Origin of the sequence: Alteromonas sp. LOR (genome assembly GCF_000753865.1) — a bacterium.
Lineage (GTDB): Bacteria > Pseudomonadota > Gammaproteobacteria > Enterobacterales > Alteromonadaceae > Alteromonas.
On the sequence record NZ_JQFW01000006.1, the window covers coordinates 64419 to 83700 of the forward strand.

The 19282-nt window shown below is 41.3% G+C and carries 13 protein-coding genes and 1 pseudogene; 7 read left to right on the forward strand and 7 right to left on the reverse strand.

The window, feature by feature from the left end; genetic code table 11:
- The first annotated feature begins 15 nt into the window (after positions 1-15).
- Both JV36_RS0102845 and JV36_RS19375 read left to right on the forward strand, forming a co-directional pair.
- A complete protein-coding gene (locus JV36_RS0102845; RefSeq protein WP_032094206.1) occupies positions 16-3126 on the forward strand; it encodes an efflux RND transporter permease subunit in 3111 nt (1036 codons plus the stop codon).
- Between the two features lie 258 nt (positions 3127-3384).
- Positions 3385-3516: a MerR family DNA-binding transcriptional regulator gene (locus JV36_RS19375; RefSeq protein WP_232043427.1), complete on the forward strand. Its 132-nt coding sequence runs from the start codon at positions 3385-3387 to the stop codon at positions 3514-3516.
- On the opposite strand, the gene JV36_RS0102850 is transcribed toward JV36_RS19375, so the two are convergent.
- The 6 genes from JV36_RS0102850 to JV36_RS0102875 form a co-directional block, all read right to left on the reverse strand.
- Positions 3499-3753, reverse strand: coding sequence for a helix-turn-helix domain-containing protein (locus JV36_RS0102850; RefSeq protein WP_032094205.1), 255 nt, complete (start codon positions 3751-3753; stop codon positions 3499-3501). The two genes, JV36_RS19375 and JV36_RS0102850, sit on opposite strands and share 18 nt — an antisense overlap.
- A gap of 125 nt (positions 3754-3878) precedes the next feature.
- Positions 3879-4781 (reverse strand): GIY-YIG nuclease family protein, encoded by a 903-nt coding sequence (locus tag JV36_RS0102855; RefSeq protein WP_032094204.1) that lies wholly within the window; start codon positions 4779-4781, stop codon positions 3879-3881.
- Positions 4782-5063: 282 nt separating this feature from the next.
- Positions 5064-6407 carry a site-specific integrase gene (locus JV36_RS0102860; protein ID WP_232043425.1) on the reverse strand — a complete coding sequence of 448 codons (1344 nt, stop codon included), beginning with the start codon at positions 6405-6407 and terminating at the stop codon, positions 5064-5066.
- A gap of 11 nt (positions 6408-6418) precedes the next feature.
- The gene (locus JV36_RS0102865; RefSeq protein ID WP_032094202.1) at positions 6419-6955 is read right to left on the reverse strand and encodes a hypothetical protein; all 537 of its coding nucleotides are present in this window, start codon (positions 6953-6955) and stop codon (positions 6419-6421) included.
- A 1-nt stretch (position 6956) separates the two neighbouring features.
- Positions 6957-8978, reverse strand: coding sequence for a hypothetical protein (locus tag JV36_RS0102870; RefSeq protein WP_052009989.1), 2022 nt, complete (start codon positions 8976-8978; stop codon positions 6957-6959).
- A gap of 3 nt (positions 8979-8981) precedes the next feature.
- Entirely contained in the window at positions 8982-11168 is a 2187-nt protein-coding gene (locus JV36_RS0102875; RefSeq protein ID WP_052009988.1) for a hypothetical protein, read from the reverse strand.
- 113 nt (positions 11169-11281) lie between these two features.
- On the opposite strand from JV36_RS0102875, the pseudogene ligA reads away from it, so the two are divergent.
- Positions 11282-12295 (forward strand): annotated as a pseudogene (gene ligA, locus JV36_RS19050) (NAD-dependent DNA ligase LigA); the annotation flags it as partial.
- 124 nt (positions 12296-12419) lie between these two features.
- Here the strand turns inward: ligA and JV36_RS0102885 are convergent.
- Positions 12420-12953 (reverse strand): DUF2062 domain-containing protein, encoded by a 534-nt coding sequence (locus JV36_RS0102885; RefSeq protein ID WP_032094201.1) that lies wholly within the window; start codon positions 12951-12953, stop codon positions 12420-12422.
- 385 nt (positions 12954-13338) lie between these two features.
- On the opposite strand from JV36_RS0102885, the gene JV36_RS0102890 reads away from it, so the two are divergent.
- From JV36_RS0102890 to JV36_RS0102905, 4 genes are all read left to right on the forward strand, one after another.
- Positions 13339-15861 (forward strand): DNA internalization-related competence protein ComEC/Rec2, encoded by a 2523-nt coding sequence (locus JV36_RS0102890; RefSeq protein ID WP_032094200.1) that lies wholly within the window; start codon positions 13339-13341, stop codon positions 15859-15861.
- 382 nt (positions 15862-16243) lie between these two features.
- Complete coding sequence (gene msbA / locus JV36_RS0102895) at positions 16244-17992, forward strand: lipid A export permease/ATP-binding protein MsbA (protein WP_032094199.1); 1749 nt, start codon at positions 16244-16246, stop codon at positions 17990-17992.
- On the forward strand, positions 17989-19017 hold the full coding sequence (lpxK, locus tag JV36_RS0102900) for a tetraacyldisaccharide 4'-kinase (RefSeq protein WP_032094198.1): 1029 nt from the start codon (positions 17989-17991) through the stop codon (positions 19015-19017). The genes msbA and lpxK overlap by 4 nt, the downstream gene beginning before the upstream one ends.
- Positions 19007-19201, forward strand: coding sequence for a Trm112 family protein (locus JV36_RS0102905; protein WP_032094197.1), 195 nt, complete (start codon positions 19007-19009; stop codon positions 19199-19201). The genes lpxK and JV36_RS0102905 overlap by 11 nt, the downstream gene beginning before the upstream one ends.
- The last annotated feature ends 81 nt before the right edge of the window (positions 19202-19282 follow it).

Here is a 19282-nt window from a genome sequence, read left to right on the forward strand (position 1 = left end):
TAAGGGAGGCTTAACATGCTAGCTTCCATTATTCGCACTGCAATCGACAGGCGCGGTATATTTTTGATGCTGAGTTTTTTAGTCATTGGTTTTGGCTTATTTAGTTATCAAAAGCTGCCTATTGACGCCGTACCCGATATCACCAATATCCAAGTTCAAATCAATACACAAGCAACTGGTTATTCGCCGCTTGAAACTGAGCAGCGCATCACCTTTTTGGTAGAAAACGCTTTAGCGGGTTTGCCAAACTTGGATTATACCCGTTCACTATCTCGTTATGGCTTGTCTCAAGTGACCGCCGTATTTGAAGAAGGCACCGACCTGTACTTTGCCAGAAACCTCATTAATGAGCGGATAGGCATTATTAAAAGTCAGCTACCTGAGGGTATCGAGCCAGAAATGGGGCCGATTGCCACGGGTCTGGGTGAAATCTACATGTACACGCTCAGCGCTGAGCCGGGCACATTGACGGCTGACGGCAGAGACTTTGATGCGATGGCACTACGAGAACTGCATGACTGGGTGGTAAAACCTCAACTCGCTTTAGTAAAAGGTATCACCGAAGTAAACGCTATTGGCGGCTTTACCAAGCAATATCATGTGAATCCTGATCCTCAACGTATGCTTAATTATGGTGTGAGCACTGACGATCTGCTGAGGGCATTGGAGCGAAATAATGCCAATCAAGGTGCCGGATATATCGAACGTAACGGTCAACAAATACTGGTGCGCTCTCAAGCGCAGCTGGCCACAATTGAAGATATTGGTAATGTCGTGGTGACACTCACTAACCAATCTCCAGTGACCGTTAACGATATTGCCGAAGTGGCTATTGGTAAAGAGCTTCGAACGGGGGCTGCGACACGAGAGGGTAAGGAAACCGTCTTAGGCACTGCCATGATGCTCATTGGTGAAAATAGTCGTGCTGTGGCCTTGGCAGTGGCTGACAAAGTGGATGAAATCCAAGCTAGCTTGCCCGAAGGTGTGATAATAGAAACCGTTTACGATAGGACCGCACTGGTAGATAAAGCCATCAATACCGTGCGTAAAAACCTCGTTGAGGGCGCATTACTGGTGATTGTGGTGTTGTTTCTTCTGCTTGGGAATATAAGAGCAGCTATTATTACCGCCGCTGTGATACCGCTCGCTATGCTCGCCACAATAACAGGGATGGTGCAAACAGGAGTAAGCGCAAACTTAATGAGCTTAGGAGCGTTAGACTTCGGGTTAATTGTAGATGGTGCGGTTATCATCGTTGAAAACTGTATCAGGCGCTTAAGTGAAGCGCAGCGGCGAACCGGCTCAGTGCTGCTCATCAAGGAAAGACTTGAAGTTGTATATGAAGCAACCAACGAAGTAATACGACCTAGTCTTTTTGGCGTGATGATTATTACCATTGTATATATCCCTATTTTTAGTTTAACAGGGGTAGAAGGGAAGATGTTTCACCCGATGGCGGCCACCGTTATCTTGGCATTACTTGCTGCGATGGTGTTCTCAATCACTATTGTGCCAGCAGCCGTTGCGATGTTTATGTCGGGTAAAGTCAGTGAAAAAGAGAGCCCAATTATAGTTGGGGCGAAATCGGTGTATCGTCCGGTTCTTTTATGGTCGCTTAAACTACGTTGGTTGGTAATAGGCTCAGCGACATTATTGGTTGTTGTAAGCGTTTGGCTAAGCATGCGACTTGGCTCTGAATTTATTCCTCAACTTGATGAGGGGGATATTGCCTTGCACGCTATGCGAGTGCCCGGCACTGGCATAGAGCAAGCCGTGGATATGCAAAAAAGGCTGGAAGACGTCATTATGCAGTACCCACAAGTGAGCACTGTCTTTGCTAAAACCGGCACGGCAGAAGTTGCCACAGATGCGATGCCGCCAAATGTTACCGATACGTTTGTGATGTTGAAACCTATCGACCAATGGCCAGATCCTACTTTATCTAAAGCCGAATTTGTCGAGCAAATGGAGCGTGAGCTTCAAAACGTGCCCGGCAATAATTACGAGTTTACTCAACCTATCCAAATGCGGTTTAACGAATTAATTAGTGGCGTTAGAGCCGACTTAGGTATAAAAATTTATGGGGATGATTTAAATAAACTGCGCGATTCAGCCGGTGATATATTAGCGGTACTGCAAGATATACCCGGCGCTGCGGATGCACGCGTTGAGCAAGTTGATGAAATTCCTATCTTTACTGTGAACCCCAAGCCTTATGCTTTAGCGCGTTATAATTTGGATGTCACTGATTTGCAAACTTGGTTAAGCGCATCGATTGGCGGCAAAGAAGCTGGCTTGATATTCGAGGGCGACAGGCGATTCGAGATAGTCGTGCGCTACTCAGAGGATATTCGCAATAATCTTGATACGCTAGGCACCATACCCATTATGACAGGGGATGGTGATTATGTGCCTATAGCAGAGGTTGCAACGCTTAAATATGCCAGTATACCCAGTCAAATCAGCCGAGAAAACGCCAAGCGCCGTATTGTGGTAACGGCGAATGTAAGAGAGCGCGACCTAGGCTCGTTTGTTACTGAAGCAAAAATGCAAATAGCAGAAAATGTCGTATTGCCAAGTGGTTATTGGGTTGATTATGGCGGTACGTTCGAGCAGTTAGAAAGTGCGAGTCAGCGATTGAGCCTTGTTGTCCCAGCGACGCTTTTCTTAATTCTTGCATTGCTAGTCATTGCCTTTGGCTCGGTGAAAGATGCATTGATAATTTTCACCGGTGTGCCTTTAGCATTAACAGGTGGCGTTTTTGCGCTATGGGTGAGAGACATGCCCTTGTCTATATCAGCAGGCGTTGGTTTTATTGCACTGTCTGGCATTGCTGTGCTTAACGGTTTGGTTATGTTGTCGTTTATCCGTCAAAGGCTGGAAGAGACAGGTGAGTTAATTAACTCTATTGTTGATGGTGCTTTAACGCGTTTGCGGCCGGTACTGATGACGGCATTGGTTGCTAGCCTTGGTTTTGTGCCAATGGCGCTTAATGTGGGAACGGGAGCAGAAGTGCAGCGACCTTTGGCAACAGTGGTCATTGGCGGAATAATTTCTTCTACTTTGCTGACATTGATAGTCTTGCCTGTTTTATATCGACTTGTGCACGGCAGAAAACTTAAATAAAGGAGAAGTGAACGGCAGATTTCTTTAAAAAAGACATCTGCCATGCTAACTCTGTGATATCAGGCTCTTTATAGACGACTTTAGGGTGTGACTGAGCATGACGACCAAGGGGTTGTGTTGTTTTTACCGTTCGATTTTGTCGAATTGCCATCATCAGTTATTGTTGATGCTCGTGATGAATTTATGCAAACTCGGTATAAATTATGACTTGATGCTATTTTTCGTTTAGTAAGTGAGTCAAACTATTTAGGGCTTTATATGTACACAATAAGTAAACTCGCAAAGGAAGCAAATGTGGGTGTAGATACTATTCGATTCTATGAAAAGAAGGCCTTGTTGCAGCAACCGATAAAACCATCTCAAGGTGTACTATCAATATCTTCTCTTTGACGATAGTTTAATGATCAAATCTAAGCCAATTGCCGGATCTACTTCTATTGCTCTGCAATACTCTACGTACTCTAAGATCGTTAAATTGCGCTGTGCATTTTCAATCTTGCTCACTGTTTGAAATGGTTCGTCAATTCTTTCAGCAACATCTCTCAAAGTTAACCCTTTCTGTTTACGGGAATTTTTAAGCCAACTTGTAAGGGCTAAATAATCGGGATGTGCAAGAGATTTAATCATCACTGCATTATGACAGTGAAACCTTATGTCCCGAAATTAGGGAATATCGTTCATGCTAAGAGATTAGTTGCCAACTTGCCATTGTAATTTGGACTGCTACGCCTTTTATGGACATCTTTAGGCTATTATTGTGCTTGAGAAACGAAAGTAGCAAAGCTAACATCGCTGACTAAATAGTCCTTGAGTGTCGCTGCCAACTTATTATTAATGATAAATTCTTCTCTGCCACTAATCAGCTGCCCATGCTCCCTGAAATAAGACAAAATAGCGGATTCTTCTTTAACAGGAGACTCGACATATTTACACAAAAACGTGGTATCGATATTTACTTTTTTTGCTCTGAGATGTTCACTGTGGCGTTTTTTTATTTCACGCTCAGTCTGGCCTATTTTAACCCGATACAAATTGTTTTCCTCTGACAGCATAGCTACGTAAATGAAGCCAGGCTTGTCAGTATTCACTAAATGTTCGTGCAACCACCATTTTTTTCCATCATTCATATCTCTCACAATTGCATTGCGTAATGCATGCTTATCGGTAACCTGATTGTTTACTATGTATTTGACCATCTGTTTATAAAGAGGAGTGGTAAGGTGGGGTAAGTCGGCAATATCCCATCCAAGCTCTAAAAAATTGGTTCGGTACTGCACCGACCCTAGCATTTCGTAAAAGAGTTGGTCGATTATGCTCCTTTTAATTTTTAACTGCGATAAAGCCCCCTTTATACCGCTTTCAGCAATCACTGATTGTATTTCAGCACATCGTAATAATTTAACTGGATGTTTGTTTGCGAGAGCCTTGGAGCACGAGCGAGAGAAGTATACGCCTCTTTCGTTACATTTTGATTTTAAATCAAAACCTCGTTCGCGAACCAATAATTTAAAATCACTAGAATAAACATTATTTTTGTTAGCATACTTTGCAAGGATACCAATGGTGACAAATCCAAAGAATTGGTCACTTAAAATAAAATGATTAAATACATGTTCACATATAGCGAGGTCTTTTTCATAAGAGCTGACGGTCATATTAATTCCCAAATATCTTCGGCTCAATTATTTTGTCCCGATTATATTGAATAATATACAGTTACCTTATTTAAACCAAATAAATATTTGCCGGTGTTTAATTAACTTTGTGACTGTTATCTATTGGTAGCCGAATTATAAGAAGGTGTACGGGTTTATTCTGCCACTACAGGGAACGATTGTAGTGGTCTTAGTGGAAAGATTATTGAGCGTAAAGTGCGGTAACTTGTACTAGTAACTTGTACTAGCTCAGACTTGATCTGGCAACCACACTAAGACAACTTATAAATCGAATTTTGCAATCTCGTCAATGTTAGTCAATAACGATTGAATCGCCTCAGTCTCATCGATTTTTTTCGCTTTCAAGGACTTACTGATATTTATCATTCTAATCATTCTAATTCTGACCTGAGACGACATTGCAAGTAAAACACTATCTAGCTGAGTTGATTGATGATTCAGTTCAGACGCCAAATGGACATATCTTGCCATAGTTGCATTTGAAGCATGCATTGTGACTTTTCGGCATGCTGTAGCAGCAACACTCAAAATATTATTAAAGCTTCCTGATGCTGCTAGTTTCTTAATCGCCTTAGCTACATTCATTGTAATAAATCTGTGTCGGAAAGAGTGATTTGTGACATGGCGCAACTCTTCCTTATACTTACTGGCATTAATTACTTTTTTTGCATAGTTTTTTAGATATGATTTTGCCAATGGTTTGCCACTTCGTGCATCAACAAAAATGGCGTCATGGTTTTGGTTGGGAAATGTGTTTTCGACTAACTTTAGGTAATACATTATGATCTGTAGGTCATCACCTGTGACTTCTACTTCTCTTTTTTTACCTTTATATTTACCCTTTAGAATCGGAATATCTCTTAATACACACTTCTTGGAATTCAGGAGCGACTTAGAAGCGTTTTCAACTGAAGATTTTGTTATCTGGTGAACTTCACTTATTCTTGCCCCAGTAATCTCAAGTAGTGTGGAGAAGGCTTGCCATCTGTATATTAAAAATTCATTAAGCTCTGGGTGATACGTGCTTTCATTAATGGCGTCCAACCATAAAACAAATTCATGATCGTGAATATACTCTACGTCCACGGCAATGCTAATCAACCCCGCAAATGATACATGATCTACATAAGTTATTTCTCTATTACCTGCTTTAAACTTCTTTTCAGAGTAATGAACACTGTATGCTCTCACCGTGTCTTTTTCTTCAGTTGCTAGTTTCCAGTGGGGATTTTCATCAGATAAAAATATAACGTAACCCAAAGCGACTCTGGCGTGCGTTAATACTGTTTCATCGGCAATCTTTCGATCTTTTAATACGCCTATGAATTGATATAAAGCCGAATCATTGATGTCGGATAGAGAAATTTTTTTATCTTCAAGGAAAGAACAAAATATATTTAGGCTATAAGCTTTCTTTGTAACCGTCGGTGCTAACGGCCTAATATTAAATATTTGAGCGCCTCCGCCCAATTTGGTTAGGTAAGCATTGGCGTGCCAATCTATGCCACCGCCTTTCTTCATTATTAAAGACAGTGAGCAATCATGTTTTTCATTTCTGCGCTGACTGGTTATAAGGAAATCAAGGCAGGGTGATTTAGCCGTCATGACATATGACATTATTTTATCAAAGCCAATCTGTTATTTCCTAAAATACGAGCCTGATCCAAAATCAGTTTTCTATAAGCTTTGTCTATTTGTTCGTCCTCTCTACAATTATCTAAAAGTTGCATGTATGCCCTGTAAACTTCTGCAAGTGCAGATTTTAAGTCTTCATTTTCTCTTTTCAACTCATTAATATCATGGGTTGTTAACCGAGTCTTTTTTATCGCAACGTTTTTATTTTTGTTTGCTTCTGATTTTTTAAGCCTTACATTAAGGTCTTCAATAGCAACTGATAATTCGCGTAAAGCTAATGCGTTGTGTTCTGTCATTGAAGAGTTGTAAGAATACCTTATTACGCCTAATGAGTCGTCGTGCCACTTATTTACCATTGTCTTAGTGATGGTGGATTTACTGGTCGTTAAGCTATCGGGAATCTCATCATAATGCTTTATGCTATTGAGGATTTCACTTTTACGAATCATTGATTCAGTGATCATTTTTTTTTTCAAAATTACAGATTGAGAAGTTTGCCCTTTTTGAAATCTCGCCACGTCAATATGCCTCTTTTTTCTGAAAATAAAAAAACACAGCATTTCCTTCAATTCGATGAAATCGAACTGTCTCACCAGTATTTTTTTTATGCTCATCGATCAAATCTCTTACTAAAGGTTCAATTACCAGAGATGTTTTTGCTTTTTTACGAGCTGTATTTACAATATTTGTTACGCTTGAATCACCCAGTATCGCCTTACCAAGAGAAGCACCAATCCTTGCAATTGTAACTTCTGCTTCGTCAATCCACTCGGAACTTGGAGATACTTCTGCGTAGTGAAAAGTTTGCTCTAGGTCAGCGTGCCCCAAAAACCAGGACAATTCTTCTAACCCCGTATTGTCAGTCATGTTGAAATACAGTACAGCAAACGTTCGTCGGTATTGGTGACTTCTTGGATACCATCGTTTTCCATTAATTAAGGGAGAGAAACTCCAGTCTGCAAACAAGTCTAGGCAACCATTTATATAATCATCGCTGAGAGGGGTAACACGCGATTGAGCAAATTCTGATGTATAGGCTTTAAAAGACGTGTGTGACAAAAAACCACCAAATAAGAACTGTTCGTTTTCATCTACAATAAAGCCTCTTCTCTCTTCTAGAACATTATTTAAAAGTGCAAACTCTAAGCCATAATCGAATATCAAGTCTGGTATTGGGCGGTGAACATCTTCAAGTTCAATACGTTCAGAAGTTTTTGGAATTCTTAAGACTAAATCGAAAAGTCCATCAATAGGCGATTGAACAAAGCAGTTCCGTTTTAAACTTCTCATAGACATAACTCTACTAGCAACAAAACCTGCTACTAGTATGTAAATTGAGGCTAAATATAACCTTATCGCAACGGCCATGGACATTTCTCGTCTAAATTGGCTGAAGCACACCAAATTGTCGTCACACCACGACGTAATATTCAGTTCTTTTAATACGTCTGGCAAAGGTGTTTCTTTAAACACTTCCTCTTGTAATGATGAGCTTGAGCGGTAAACGTCGCTGTTATCTACTTTTTTAAGCTCATTTTTCGCAAGAACGGATAAATGCTGGCGGATAGCATAACCATACTTCCTAGCAAATTTAAGGCTTGTTGAAATAGAATGCAGGTAATTAGAAGTAGGCATTATGGGGGTTTTTATTGATTGTCTCATGCTATCAAACAGAGTTTCACCATTGCTAAATAATGCTGCGGGCGAGTGAGCAAATTTATACTTTTGAGATGCCCTTGCTGTGTAGACCGCCTCAAGCAAAGATACTATATTTGATATTGTCTTTTCTGAAGGTTGTAAATCTGTGTCTATATCGAAATCCATTGTATTCGCAGGTTGAAATTCACGAACCTTATTGGGTTGGTTCCATTTCTTTGTCACTGAGTGGTCTTCTTGATAAGAACTCTTATCGTTTTTAGGTGGGTTACTCTTATAGTGTTTTTTCAAAGAGTGCTGCAATGACATTAGTGATCTTGTTGTTAAATTAAGCTCATTTTTTATCTTAATCCAGTCGATTCGTGAAGATGAACCATAGTTCAAATCTATGATTTTAAGGGCGGCAGCAAATACATGAGGCTGTGTATTATAATCCATAATAAAATCTTTAAGCTCGTTTAATTTTATTTGATCTAGTCCCCGTACAAGCAATCTTGATTTTTTTTGCCGAACCTCATTAGCATGTTTAATTAAGTCTGTAATGGCGACCAGAATGGCTTTAGCTCTTAATGGTCGTGTTATTTTTCCTCGTGCGTCCAAGTATAATAAGCTATGCATAATGTCTTTCAATAAAGGTTCATTATTTCCGTCAGTCAAATACTCCACGTCAGAAATCTTTCTTTTAAAATTTATCTTTAGTGCTTTGTTTTTGTTCTTACGATAGTAGTCAATATCTATAGCCACTTTTGAAGCTAACCATTCTTGGTCGTAAATATTGTCATTTAATAGCCATCTGGGCATTTCGTATTCAAACTTTCCTGCGGAATCAATCAATTTGGAAAAGTCAACAAAATCATCGTCTATTAAATTTGCACTTTCACTCATGTTTTATTTAACCTCGCTTTTTTGCACTGCAAGTTGAGCAGTTCGGAGCATTTGTTTCATTATGACAGTGCTTTCAGATATTGCTGAAACAGCATTGACACATTGCTCCTTAAGTATCGGATCACTACCAGTTTTAATATAGATAAGAGCTGTTTTTATATTGTCGATAGAAACACAAAAATACACCTCTTTATTCTGGGTATTTTCATCATTCGGGTTTTTAAGTTTGTCGTAAAAATTACCACCCATATCTTCATTGTTAAAAGCAACTTCAAGCTGAGACTTTAATTCCTCCTCACTCATATTAAGCGCGTCTGAGGGCGAATCTTCCAAACCAATCGCCATGTATAGCAATATATTTTGAAACGCTCTAATTTTATTTCTATAGATTAGCTCTGATAGATAAGGGGGAATGTATCTATTTAAGGTTGTTTCGACTTTATTACCTAAGTAATTTGCGGTTCTCAATGCATCCCCTCTTGATTGAAGAAATATTAACACCCCTTTGGAACCTCTTATTTTTTTTAATGTTGAGTGTTGTAAGGCATTATTTTCACTAGGTAGGCTCGCTTTCATTTTGTTAAAGTTATGTTGAAATGCAGTGTCTGAAACATGTTGCACCCCATTTGCTGTCCGAATTATCCAAAGCTTTCTAATTTCGCTCGAATTTCTGGCTCTACTTGTCATTTCTAAAGCCATTTTCAGACAAGTAGCAGCATCTATATCTGATTTTTGTATCTGTGAGAGTAAGACGGGGCCTCCTTTAGCTTTCCTTGTTTTTGATTGTTTTGCGCGTTTTTTTAAAGCGCGAAGTCGGACAGACCCTTCATCAGTAATTTGAACAAACTCTCTACCAACCCCGTCAGATGATATCGAGATATCGTAGAGAGAAAATGGATTGATGCCAATTTCTTCCACGATTATCGTTTGCATAGCTGAAGCTACTTCTATGGTCAGTCCCAAATATCTGTTTACAGAATTACTTACTTTGTAAGGGCTATTTGGGTCATTGGTCCCACCTGCGATATAAAACTCATAGTTGCTGTCATAATACGCAACGCGCTTAGATGTTAAAAAGTCAGATATGTTGTTTTCTGGCCAAATCGCGCTTAATTTAGCTTGAAACTTGGGAGCAAGCTCAGCTTCGATATCAATGTTTTTATCTGTATGTTGTACAATGAAATTTTTATATTGAGTAACAACTTCGGATCCTAATAAATAATCTTGATAACCTTTCCAAACAATATCTTTTGCTACATCCGTCAAGCAGGCAAGGTTCGTATGGATTTCTTTTTTCAACAGTTCGAGAAATCGTGGCGTATCTTTATTAGAAGATATACTTTTTAAATCGTATAAATCTAAGCTAGATACTAAGGGATTGTTTGCATGCAATGTTTGATCACGCCATGACCCCTTATAGTTGTCAGGCAGGTCTATTTGGCTGTCTAGTAGTCCTTGTTCCATTAGTGTTCTTATTGCTTTACTAATAATATGGAAATGCAAATAAGCTGTATTTCTTTGATACCGGTCAAGCAGGTTCGCCCGGAACTTAATTAATTCACTTTGTAAAACCAGTGGATGATTATACCAATCAGGCTTATCTGTAGTTATACCGTTAAGAAAATCTGTTAATTGAGCTATTATCCTCTGCTTCGTTTTCTTCTTGTATGCCATCGCGTGATTTATCAAAGCGCCAGAGATTTCAGGGCTACATGTTTTATTCAGGACTTCTTTAAATACTCCAATTTTAGGATTTACATGCTTGAATCCTAATTGAATTTTTCTAGGGATTGCTTGCTTTTTAAGTTCTTCATAAGTCATTTTGGGGATAGCAACACTGAGAAAAGAGAGATGTTCTGTAGAATAAGGTACCCAAGTTATATCGCCACGCTCTATCAATTTAATAATATGTGTTTTTAGTGATATAAAGTTTGAATATGCAGTAGGTTTAGCAAGTCGCTGGCTTAAATCTATAGCTACAAGTTTCAAACAATAAGTTAAGTCCTTTCTACCACTAGATAGCAATACAGGGCAGAGGATATTGCTATATGCAACAAGATTTTTTGATATTTTCATGACTTGGGAGTAGCTTATTTCTTTGAACAGTTCAACCGTGCCACCGTGTATAGACTCTCCATAATGGATTTTGATAAAGGCATATTTTTCATCTAAGCTCATTGTCGTATCCATTTGCATTTCCTACCTGTATGTTTTCAAATAGGTGAAGCTATTTTATTTTTGATATAAAGTCTAATATAACCGGATGTTCTCTAATTGAAATTAGGTTGCTCTGGTGACACTTTGCAGTAACGCCTGTGGCTAGACTCGAGCCTGTTTTTGTAGGCGGCGTAACCGTATCGAACGCAACGCTTCACAATCAAGATGAAATAGAGCGCTTGGGCGTAAAAATTGGCGATACCGTTGTGATAAGACGGGCCGGCGACGTTATTCCTCAAGTGGTGTCTGTGGTAGAAGCTAACCGTACTGGTGATGAGGTAGATATTAATTTTCCAGCCCATTGTCCTGTGTGTGACTCGAAGGCAGAGAAATTAGAAGACGAAGCTGTTGCGCGCTGCACAGGAGGGCTGATTTGCCCTGCACAGCGCAAGCAGGCACTGAAGCATTTCGCTTCTCGTAAGGCGTTTGATATTGACGGACTTGGCGATAAGCTTGTGGATCAGCTCGTCGATGCTGATTTAGTGCACAGTCCGGCAGATTTCTTTACCTTGTCGCTTGGTGGCTTAATTGGCTTAGAACGAATGGCTGAGAAGTCGGCGTCTAAATTGTTAGACTCACTTGAGGCATCTAAGCAAACCACATTAGCGAAATTCTTATATGCGTTAGGTATTCGTGAGGTAGGTGAAGCCACGGCTGCAAACCTTGCAATGCATTTTACCACGCTTGAGGCTATTCAAGAGGCGTCCATTGAGTCACTAATTGAGGTGCAAGATGTAGGCGCTATTGTGGCCGAGCATATTTTCAATTTCTTTAATGAAGCGCACAACACTGATGTAATTGCCGCCTTGTTAAGTGAAGGCATCCATTGGCCTACCGTAGAGAAGCCTCGAGAGGACAGCCTGCCGCTAAAAGGTAAAACTTGCGTTATCACCGGAACGCTCAATGAAATGGGCCGAACAGATGCTAAATCGCGACTTCAGTTACTAGGTGCAAAGGTTGCTGGGTCAGTTTCAAAAAATACGGACTTTTTGGTTGCAGGTGAAAAGGCAGGCTCTAAGTTAACCAAGGCTCAAGAGCTTGATGTTGCAGTGTGGGACGAAGCTGCACTAATTGCATTTCTTGATGAACACGAAGGTTAGAGATGCTTTAAAAAGTGGATAGCGGCGCTAGAAAGTATATCAATCACATACGGCGCCGTTGTTCATTGTGTTAACAACACTCTTCATCGCGATAGCAATGTGATTGAAGGGGGGCAGGGCTATATTACAGCGAATTCGCCTTCATATTCCGTCTCTGCTTTCTGCGCTCCCACGCTTTACTCACTTGAAAGCGCCATATCCAGTTAAGCGATAAGTAACCTAGCAGACCAAATACTACTGAACAGATACCACAGCCAACCAAAAACGCAGGCCCAATGGTGTTTATGCTTTCCACCACCCATTGCCAACTAAACTGAAATTCAAAATGCTCAGGCTTAGTCCCCAGTACAGTAGTACCCACCTTGTATGCGCCATAAAATATAGGCGGAATAGTGAAGGGGTTCGTTATCCATACGGTGGCGACTGAAAGTGGAATGTTCGCTCTAAAAGGAATGGCAACGCCCGCAGACAGCCACATTTGAAAGGGCACTGGCCAGAATGCAAAGAAAAGTCCTATGCCGAAAGCGCCCGACGCAGAACGACGATTCAAATGCCACAGATTTGGCTCATGAAGCACATGGCCAAATATTTTGAGTGCTTTGTTTTTCTTAATGCTTTGATGATCAGGCAAAAAGCGTCGTATGAATTTCTTAGGCATAAACTTCGATGCGTCTTAAAATTAGAGTCAAATAGAACATGATAGCTCGCAATCCATTACTAATAAAAAAGAAAATATGTTCCGCTGAACGTGCTTCACTTGCCACACACCACGCAATCCGCATTAATGACTACGTAGTCACATGGTAAATAGTATCACAATTTGGCTAATCAGTTTTTGCCTAGGTACGTTAAGTGCCGTCTTTTGGCCTCGGCTACCTAGCAAAATCGAGTTAGCGATTCTGTGTACTTTATGCCTGCTGCCCATACTTCTATCCCTGTATGGCAAACACTTCAACAATACGTTGGACACTTTAAAAGTTAAAGCCGGTAAAGGCATCTGCTTTTGTATATTAGTATTGAACGGTTGTGTTGCCGGAGCACTGATGGAAGCGAGTGTAGGGTATTTACACTATGCTTGGCAACTACCAAACGACAAAATTCAAAAAGAGATCACAATTCGAGCTCGTGTACTTAAGGGCGGGTGTATCCCATCTGACAATCTCCAGTCTGATCACCTTTCTACATGCGAAAAAAGCTATAAATACTTGGTAAAATTTATTGCCTTTGAACCAACGGTGTCGCCGTATAATCGCGCCCAGACTGAAATACGAACCAACGCACATGATAGAAGTGAAAACCAACGCAGGAGACTAGATAGAACGACAGAGATTGAGAAAGAGAGCAGCTTAAAAAACCAGACAGAAACCGAAACAGAAGGGGAAACAGAAAGCGAAATAGAAAGAGCTACCGAGTTATTGATGGGTAAGAAAGGGCTGTTAACTATGTCTACTTATACATTTGTAAAAGGTGCGGATGCGGAGCACTGCCTACACAACGGCGATGAATTTACAGCGGTGGTAAAGCTAAAACCGAGATACAGCACTCAAAATCCCGTTGGGTTTAATAAACAAAAGCAGCTACTGGTAGATAACGTTCATGTAACTGGATACATCAAAACTTTGTATTCGGCGTCTGTTACCCATAAACACAGCTTCCGATTACGAATGGCTGCGGTATTACATACTATCGACATTCAAAACCGCATTTGGTGGCAAGCGTTATTAGTAGGAATACGTGTTAATTTCGACAAATCTCATTGGCAGCTTTTGCAGGTTACCGGCACTGGGCACCTTTTTAGTATTTCGGGAATGCATTTAGGTGTCGTCGCAGCGTACACGTTATTACTCAGCGCCGGGTTTCTGCTCATTGCAAGTTACATAAAGAGAGTGGTGCAGGCTTTGATTTCAATGACGCGTCTCCCTCATTGGTTCGCTTCTTTGCTGTTATCTCTACAAGAGTCCCATACATTAACCCCAGTGTTTGCCATAAAATACCGAATACTGATTATCGGGGCCGTGTGGGTGGTCTGCGGGTTCTATGCTGCGTTAAGTGGTCTGGCACTCCCTGTTGTTAGAGCGTTCGTGCTACTCACTATTGCCAGTGTGTTCTCACTGCTTTTTATTGCCTACCGACCCATACACTTAGCCACCGCTATGGTGGCAATGAGTATTGTACTTTTTCCATTGTCTATCTTAAGCGCTAGTTTCTATTTAAGCGTGTGTGCCGTCTTTTATATTTGGTTTCTTACCACACGGTTTCGCACAGAAAATGGGTCACGGTTTAAAACCCTATTGATTTTACAGCTTTTACTGGGCGTATTTATGGCGCCTTTAACCATTATTTTCTTTAATTCACTGTCGGTAGCGGGGTTGATTGCCAATATTATTGCTATTCCGGTAATTACATTATTACTGCCTCCCGCTCTCATTATCTTACTGGTACTTACCCTAGTACAACCCTCGAAAGAAGACGCTGTAGATGGAAGCGCAGTAGATAATGTTTATCAAATGGCTGAGTGTCTTTTCATCTATTTAGATAGTGCTCTATCGTGGTTACTTAGTGTTTTACGCTACATTGCCCACTATGACTGGGCAGCAATTAATATTCACATTGATTCGAAAGTAGCAGCCTGTCTTTTAGTTTTTATGATGGTCATCATCGCTCCCCCATGGCGTTACAAGCGACATGCGCTGTTTGTGCTAATCACTCCGCTTTTAGCCTTTTATATCCCCTCAAATCCTGACCAATGGAAGGTGCATGTGTTAGATGCAGGGCAGGCCAGTGCAATAGTGGTAATTAAAGACGAAAGAGCCATGGTTATCGACTCGGGCGCTAGCTATCGTAACCTAGCCTATACGGCGAGCTCGGTGTTGCTACCTTTACTTAAAAGAGAAGGCGTGGAGTCGATAGACATTATTGTTCATACACATAAAGACAACGATCATGCCGGAGGCAAAGCGGCGCTAGCATCTTCGCCACTAGCTCAAAATGCATTGTGGTTTTCACCCACAAAAAACTGTGAGCGTGGGCGAGTAGAGCGATGGCAGGGACTGGCCATTCATTTTTTATGGCCAAAGGTGGGCAATACAATAAACAATAATGACCATTCTTGCGTGTTAAAAATAACCGACGGCCAGCGCAGTGTTTTGTTTCCGGGTGATATCGAGCGCACTACTGAATACGCCATTCTAACCTTGCCTAATTCACAGGCAAACCTAAAAGCTGATGTTCTTATTGCACCGCATCATGGCAGCAATACTTCTTCTACTGACGTGTTTTTGAAATACGTGGCGCCTAAAGCGGCAATTTTCACTCAAGGTTTTGAGAACCGATGGCAGTTTCCTGCAAAGGAAGTTATCTCGGGTTATGAGGCACTTAATATTCCCTACTTTATGACAAGCTACCATGGTTATTTAACCGTTTCATTTCCCGCAGATAGCCGCACTTATTTCAATCAAAACACCACAGGTTTCACTGTTCATTCTCAGCGGTTTGACTTGAATAAGCGTTGGTATCTCGACGCTCGATATCCGACTCATCTCTCATCAAGTCGTGAACCTCATTGACCTGATACTGAAAGTGTCGGTGGCATTTTAAGCAAATAAGGAGTGAAATTAGTGAATTGAATGAATAACGAGTACAATAAAGCAAAGGTTTTAGTACCGTTTATTCCGTGTTAGATGTTTTTCTATTCAGGCTAGCAAGTCTTAAAACATCACCCTTGTTTAGGCAGCACATGCCGCTGCATTTATTTGGCAGTAAAAGGGGGCAGTAAAGGGGCAGCAAAGGTCAAAAAACCTAGTTAAAGACACAACAATGCGTTGGGCTTTAATTATCGGATAATTTATCAGGCAATTTATCGAAGAAGTTACCGAATACCGTATTTAATACCTTATTTAATTACGCATTTAAAAAATTAGCAAACGACAAGACGGGTGAAAATAATTCATGCAGCAAGCCGACACCTCGGATTTTCAAATTAAGCGCTTTCTTAGCTACCTAAAGGTGTACAAGGTGCCTTTCGTATTTGCCATCATTGGTATGATTGGCTATTCGGCGGTGGACACTTTTGTTTTTGCGCAGCTTCAACCCATGATTGATGAGTCATTGGGAAAAAATGATCACGAATACTTGCGCCTTGCCGCTTATGCCATTGTCCCTTTGTTTTTGTTGCGAGGCATATTCAATTTCTTAGGTACCTACACATTGAGCTGGATTGGTGCTCAAGTGGTTATGCGTATGCGTCAGCAGCTATTTGAAAAGTATATTCACCTGCCGGTGTCTTTTCACGATAACAACGCCGTTGGCGGGCTTATTAGTAAAGTTACCTACGACACTGAGCAAGTTGCCAATGCATCAGGAAAAGCACTGCTTACCCTTATTCGAGAGGGTGCATTAGTAATAGGCCTTTTAGGGGTAATGTTCTATTACTCGTGGCAGCTGTCTCTTATTTTCCTGCTGATAGGCCCATTAGTTGCCATTATTGTCGCCTTTGTCAGCAAGCGTTTCAGGGTGGTAAGTAAAAATATTCAGCACTCTATGGGTAACCTTACCTCATCAGTAGAGCAGGCGGTTCGCGGTCATAAAGTGGTTATCATGTTCGGTGGGCAGAAAATAGAGCAGGATAAGTTTAAAGAAAAGAATAACCACAATCGTCAGCAAACTATGAAGCTGTCTGTAACTCAAATTCTCAGCGTGTCATCAATTCAGGTTATTGCCTCCATCGCCTTGGCAGTAGTGTTATATATTGCCAGTACGCCAGGCATGTTAGAACAACTCACCGCTGGGGTATTTATTAATGTCGTGTTCTGTATGGTCATGCTGCTAAAACCCCTTAAACAGCTCACCACCATCAACAATCAGTTCCAAAAAGGTATGGCCGCTTGTGCGAGTATCTTTGAAATTCTAGATCAAAGTGATGAAGATGATACTGGAGCATTACCTCTTGAGCGCGCAGCAGGAAAGCTTGAATTTGATGACGTCACTTTTTGTTACCCCGGTAAACAAACGCCTGCACTGTCTAATGTTTCGTTTACTGCAAACCCTGGCCAGTCCATTGCTTTAGTAGGGCGCTCAGGTAGTGGAAAGTCTACGATATCGTCCTTGTTAACGCGGTTCTATGTACCCCAACAGGGTGAAATTCGCATTGATGACAAGGCGCTCAATTCCATAGACCTTAAAGACTTACGTGCTCAGTTTGCAGTAGTGTCTCAAAACGTTACCCTGTTTAATGAAAGCATCGCTAACAACATCGCCTATGGTGCGCGGGAAAATGTCACCCGTAGCCAGATTGAACACGCAGCAAAAATGGCTCATGTAGAAGAGTTTCTCGCTAATCTGCCAGATGGCCTGGACACCGTCATTGGTGAAAACGGCTTGATGCTATCGGGAGGCCAGCGCCAGCGCATTGCTATCGCACGGGCTATTTTAGCCCAGGCGCCTATTCTGATTCTTGATGAGGCAACGTCGGCGTTAGACACAGAGTCTGAGAAGTTAATTCAAGATGCATTAGAAACACTGCAAAAACGCTGCACGAGTATTGTGGTGGCACACAGACTGTCTACCATTGAAAGTGCCGATGCTATTATGGTGGTCGAGCAGGGGCAGATTATCGAAAAAGGCAGCCATCACGAACTGCTCGAGAAAAATGGTCATTACGCACAACTTCATGCACTGCAGTTTGGTGATGCTAAGTGAGTAATTTGGTAAAAAAGTGGTATGGCGGACACCCATTGGTGTGGTTGTTAGCGCCCCTCACGCTGCTTTTTTACTGCGTTTCTGCAGGTAGAAGACTGCTATTTAAACTAGGCGTTAAGAAAGCCATAAAAGTGAATGCGCCCGTCATCGTTGTGGGCAATATATCTGTGGGTGGTAATGGAAAGACGCCAGTCGTATTGGCCCTTGCAGAGTATTACACCCGACGTGGCATTAAAGTGGGTATTCTAAGTCGTGGCTATGGCGGCAACTCAAGTTTTTACCCGCGAAGCGTGAATGAGAATGACAACGCCGAAGAGGTAGGTGATGAACCTAGGCTGTTAGCCAGTCGAAGCGGTTGTACTGTAGTAATTGACCCAGTACGTGCTCGTGGTGCTCGCTATTTAGTTGATGAGTTAGGTTGCCAACTCATTATTTGCGATGATGGCCTTCAGCATTACGCTCTCTATCGAGACGTTGAATTAGTGGTAATGGACGATAGAGAAGTTGGTAGCGGCTTTTTGTTGCCCATGGGGCCATTAAGAGAAGGAAAGTGGCGTTTAGCGACTGTGGATGCAATCATTCATAACAGTGACGTCATTCCCCAATTTCGCCACGACGTTTCAAAGCAGTTTTCTATGTCGTTACAGCCAGAGAAACTCACCAATATTCAAGATAAAAAACAGCAGGCTAGCGTAGCCTCGTTTCGTGAAAAGCCTGTAAGCGCACTGGCAGGCATTGGTTCTCCCCAGCGTTTTTTTAATCAGTTAAAAGCGATGGGGCTAAATCTTGTTGCGTCCTTACCGTTTCCCGATCACTATCATTTTACTCGCGATGATATTCCTAATGGTACTGTGATCATGACAGAAAAAGACGCGGTAAAGGTAGCTCCATATGCCCACGACGACTGCTGGTTTTTGCCAGTTAGTGCACGTATTAGTGATGCGTTTTTTAATGAAGTAAATAATAAGCTAGCCTCTACGGGGTTAGTTATAGAAAGCGAAAAGGAAAAAGAAGATGGCGTTTGATAAAAAGCTATTAGAAGTATTAGCATGCCCAGTATGCAAAGGAAAACTTGTCTTAGGTGAGTCTAACAACAGTTTAGTTTGTCGTTTTGACCGTCTTGCTTATGACATTAAAGACGGCATTCCTGTGTTGATAGAAGCCAAGGCAACGACCTTGTCGTTAGAGCAAGTGGACGCGACTCGCTAAAACAATAGCGATTTTCACCAAGCGCTATTGTTTTTCTGCAATCGCAATTCAAACAATAACAAGTAAGACTTTTGCCCTTAT

Bases quoted from the DNA above. Each gene is read 5' to 3' on its own strand.
- JV36_RS0102850 (WP_032094205.1), bottom strand. From the start codon at position 3,753: ATGATTAAATCTCTTGCACATCCCGATTATTTAGCCCTTACAAGTTGG.
- JV36_RS0102845 (WP_032094206.1), top strand. From the start codon at position 16: ATGCTAGCTTCCATTATTCGCACTGCAATCGACAGGCGCGGTATATTT.
- JV36_RS19375 (WP_232043427.1), top strand. From the start codon at position 3,385: ATGTACACAATAAGTAAACTCGCAAAGGAAGCAAATGTGGGTGTAGAT.
- JV36_RS0102855 (WP_032094204.1), bottom strand. From the start codon at position 4,781: ATGACCGTCAGCTCTTATGAAAAAGACCTCGCTATATGTGAACATGTA.
- JV36_RS0102860 (WP_232043425.1), bottom strand. From the start codon at position 6,407: ATGACGGCTAAATCACCCTGCCTTGATTTCCTTATAACCAGTCAGCGC.
- JV36_RS0102870 (WP_052009989.1), bottom strand. From the start codon at position 8,978: ATGAGTGAAAGTGCAAATTTAATAGACGATGATTTTGTTGACTTTTCC.
- JV36_RS0102890 (WP_032094200.1), top strand. From the start codon at position 13,339: ATGGAAGCGAGTGTAGGGTATTTACACTATGCTTGGCAACTACCAAAC.
- JV36_RS0102875 (WP_052009988.1), bottom strand. From the start codon at position 11,168: ATGGATACGACAATGAGCTTAGATGAAAAATATGCCTTTATCAAAATC.
- JV36_RS0102885 (WP_032094201.1), bottom strand. From the start codon at position 12,953: ATGCCTAAGAAATTCATACGACGCTTTTTGCCTGATCATCAAAGCATT.
- msbA (WP_032094199.1), top strand. From the start codon at position 16,244: ATGCAGCAAGCCGACACCTCGGATTTTCAAATTAAGCGCTTTCTTAGC.
- JV36_RS0102905 (WP_032094197.1), top strand. From the start codon at position 19,007: ATGGCGTTTGATAAAAAGCTATTAGAAGTATTAGCATGCCCAGTATGC.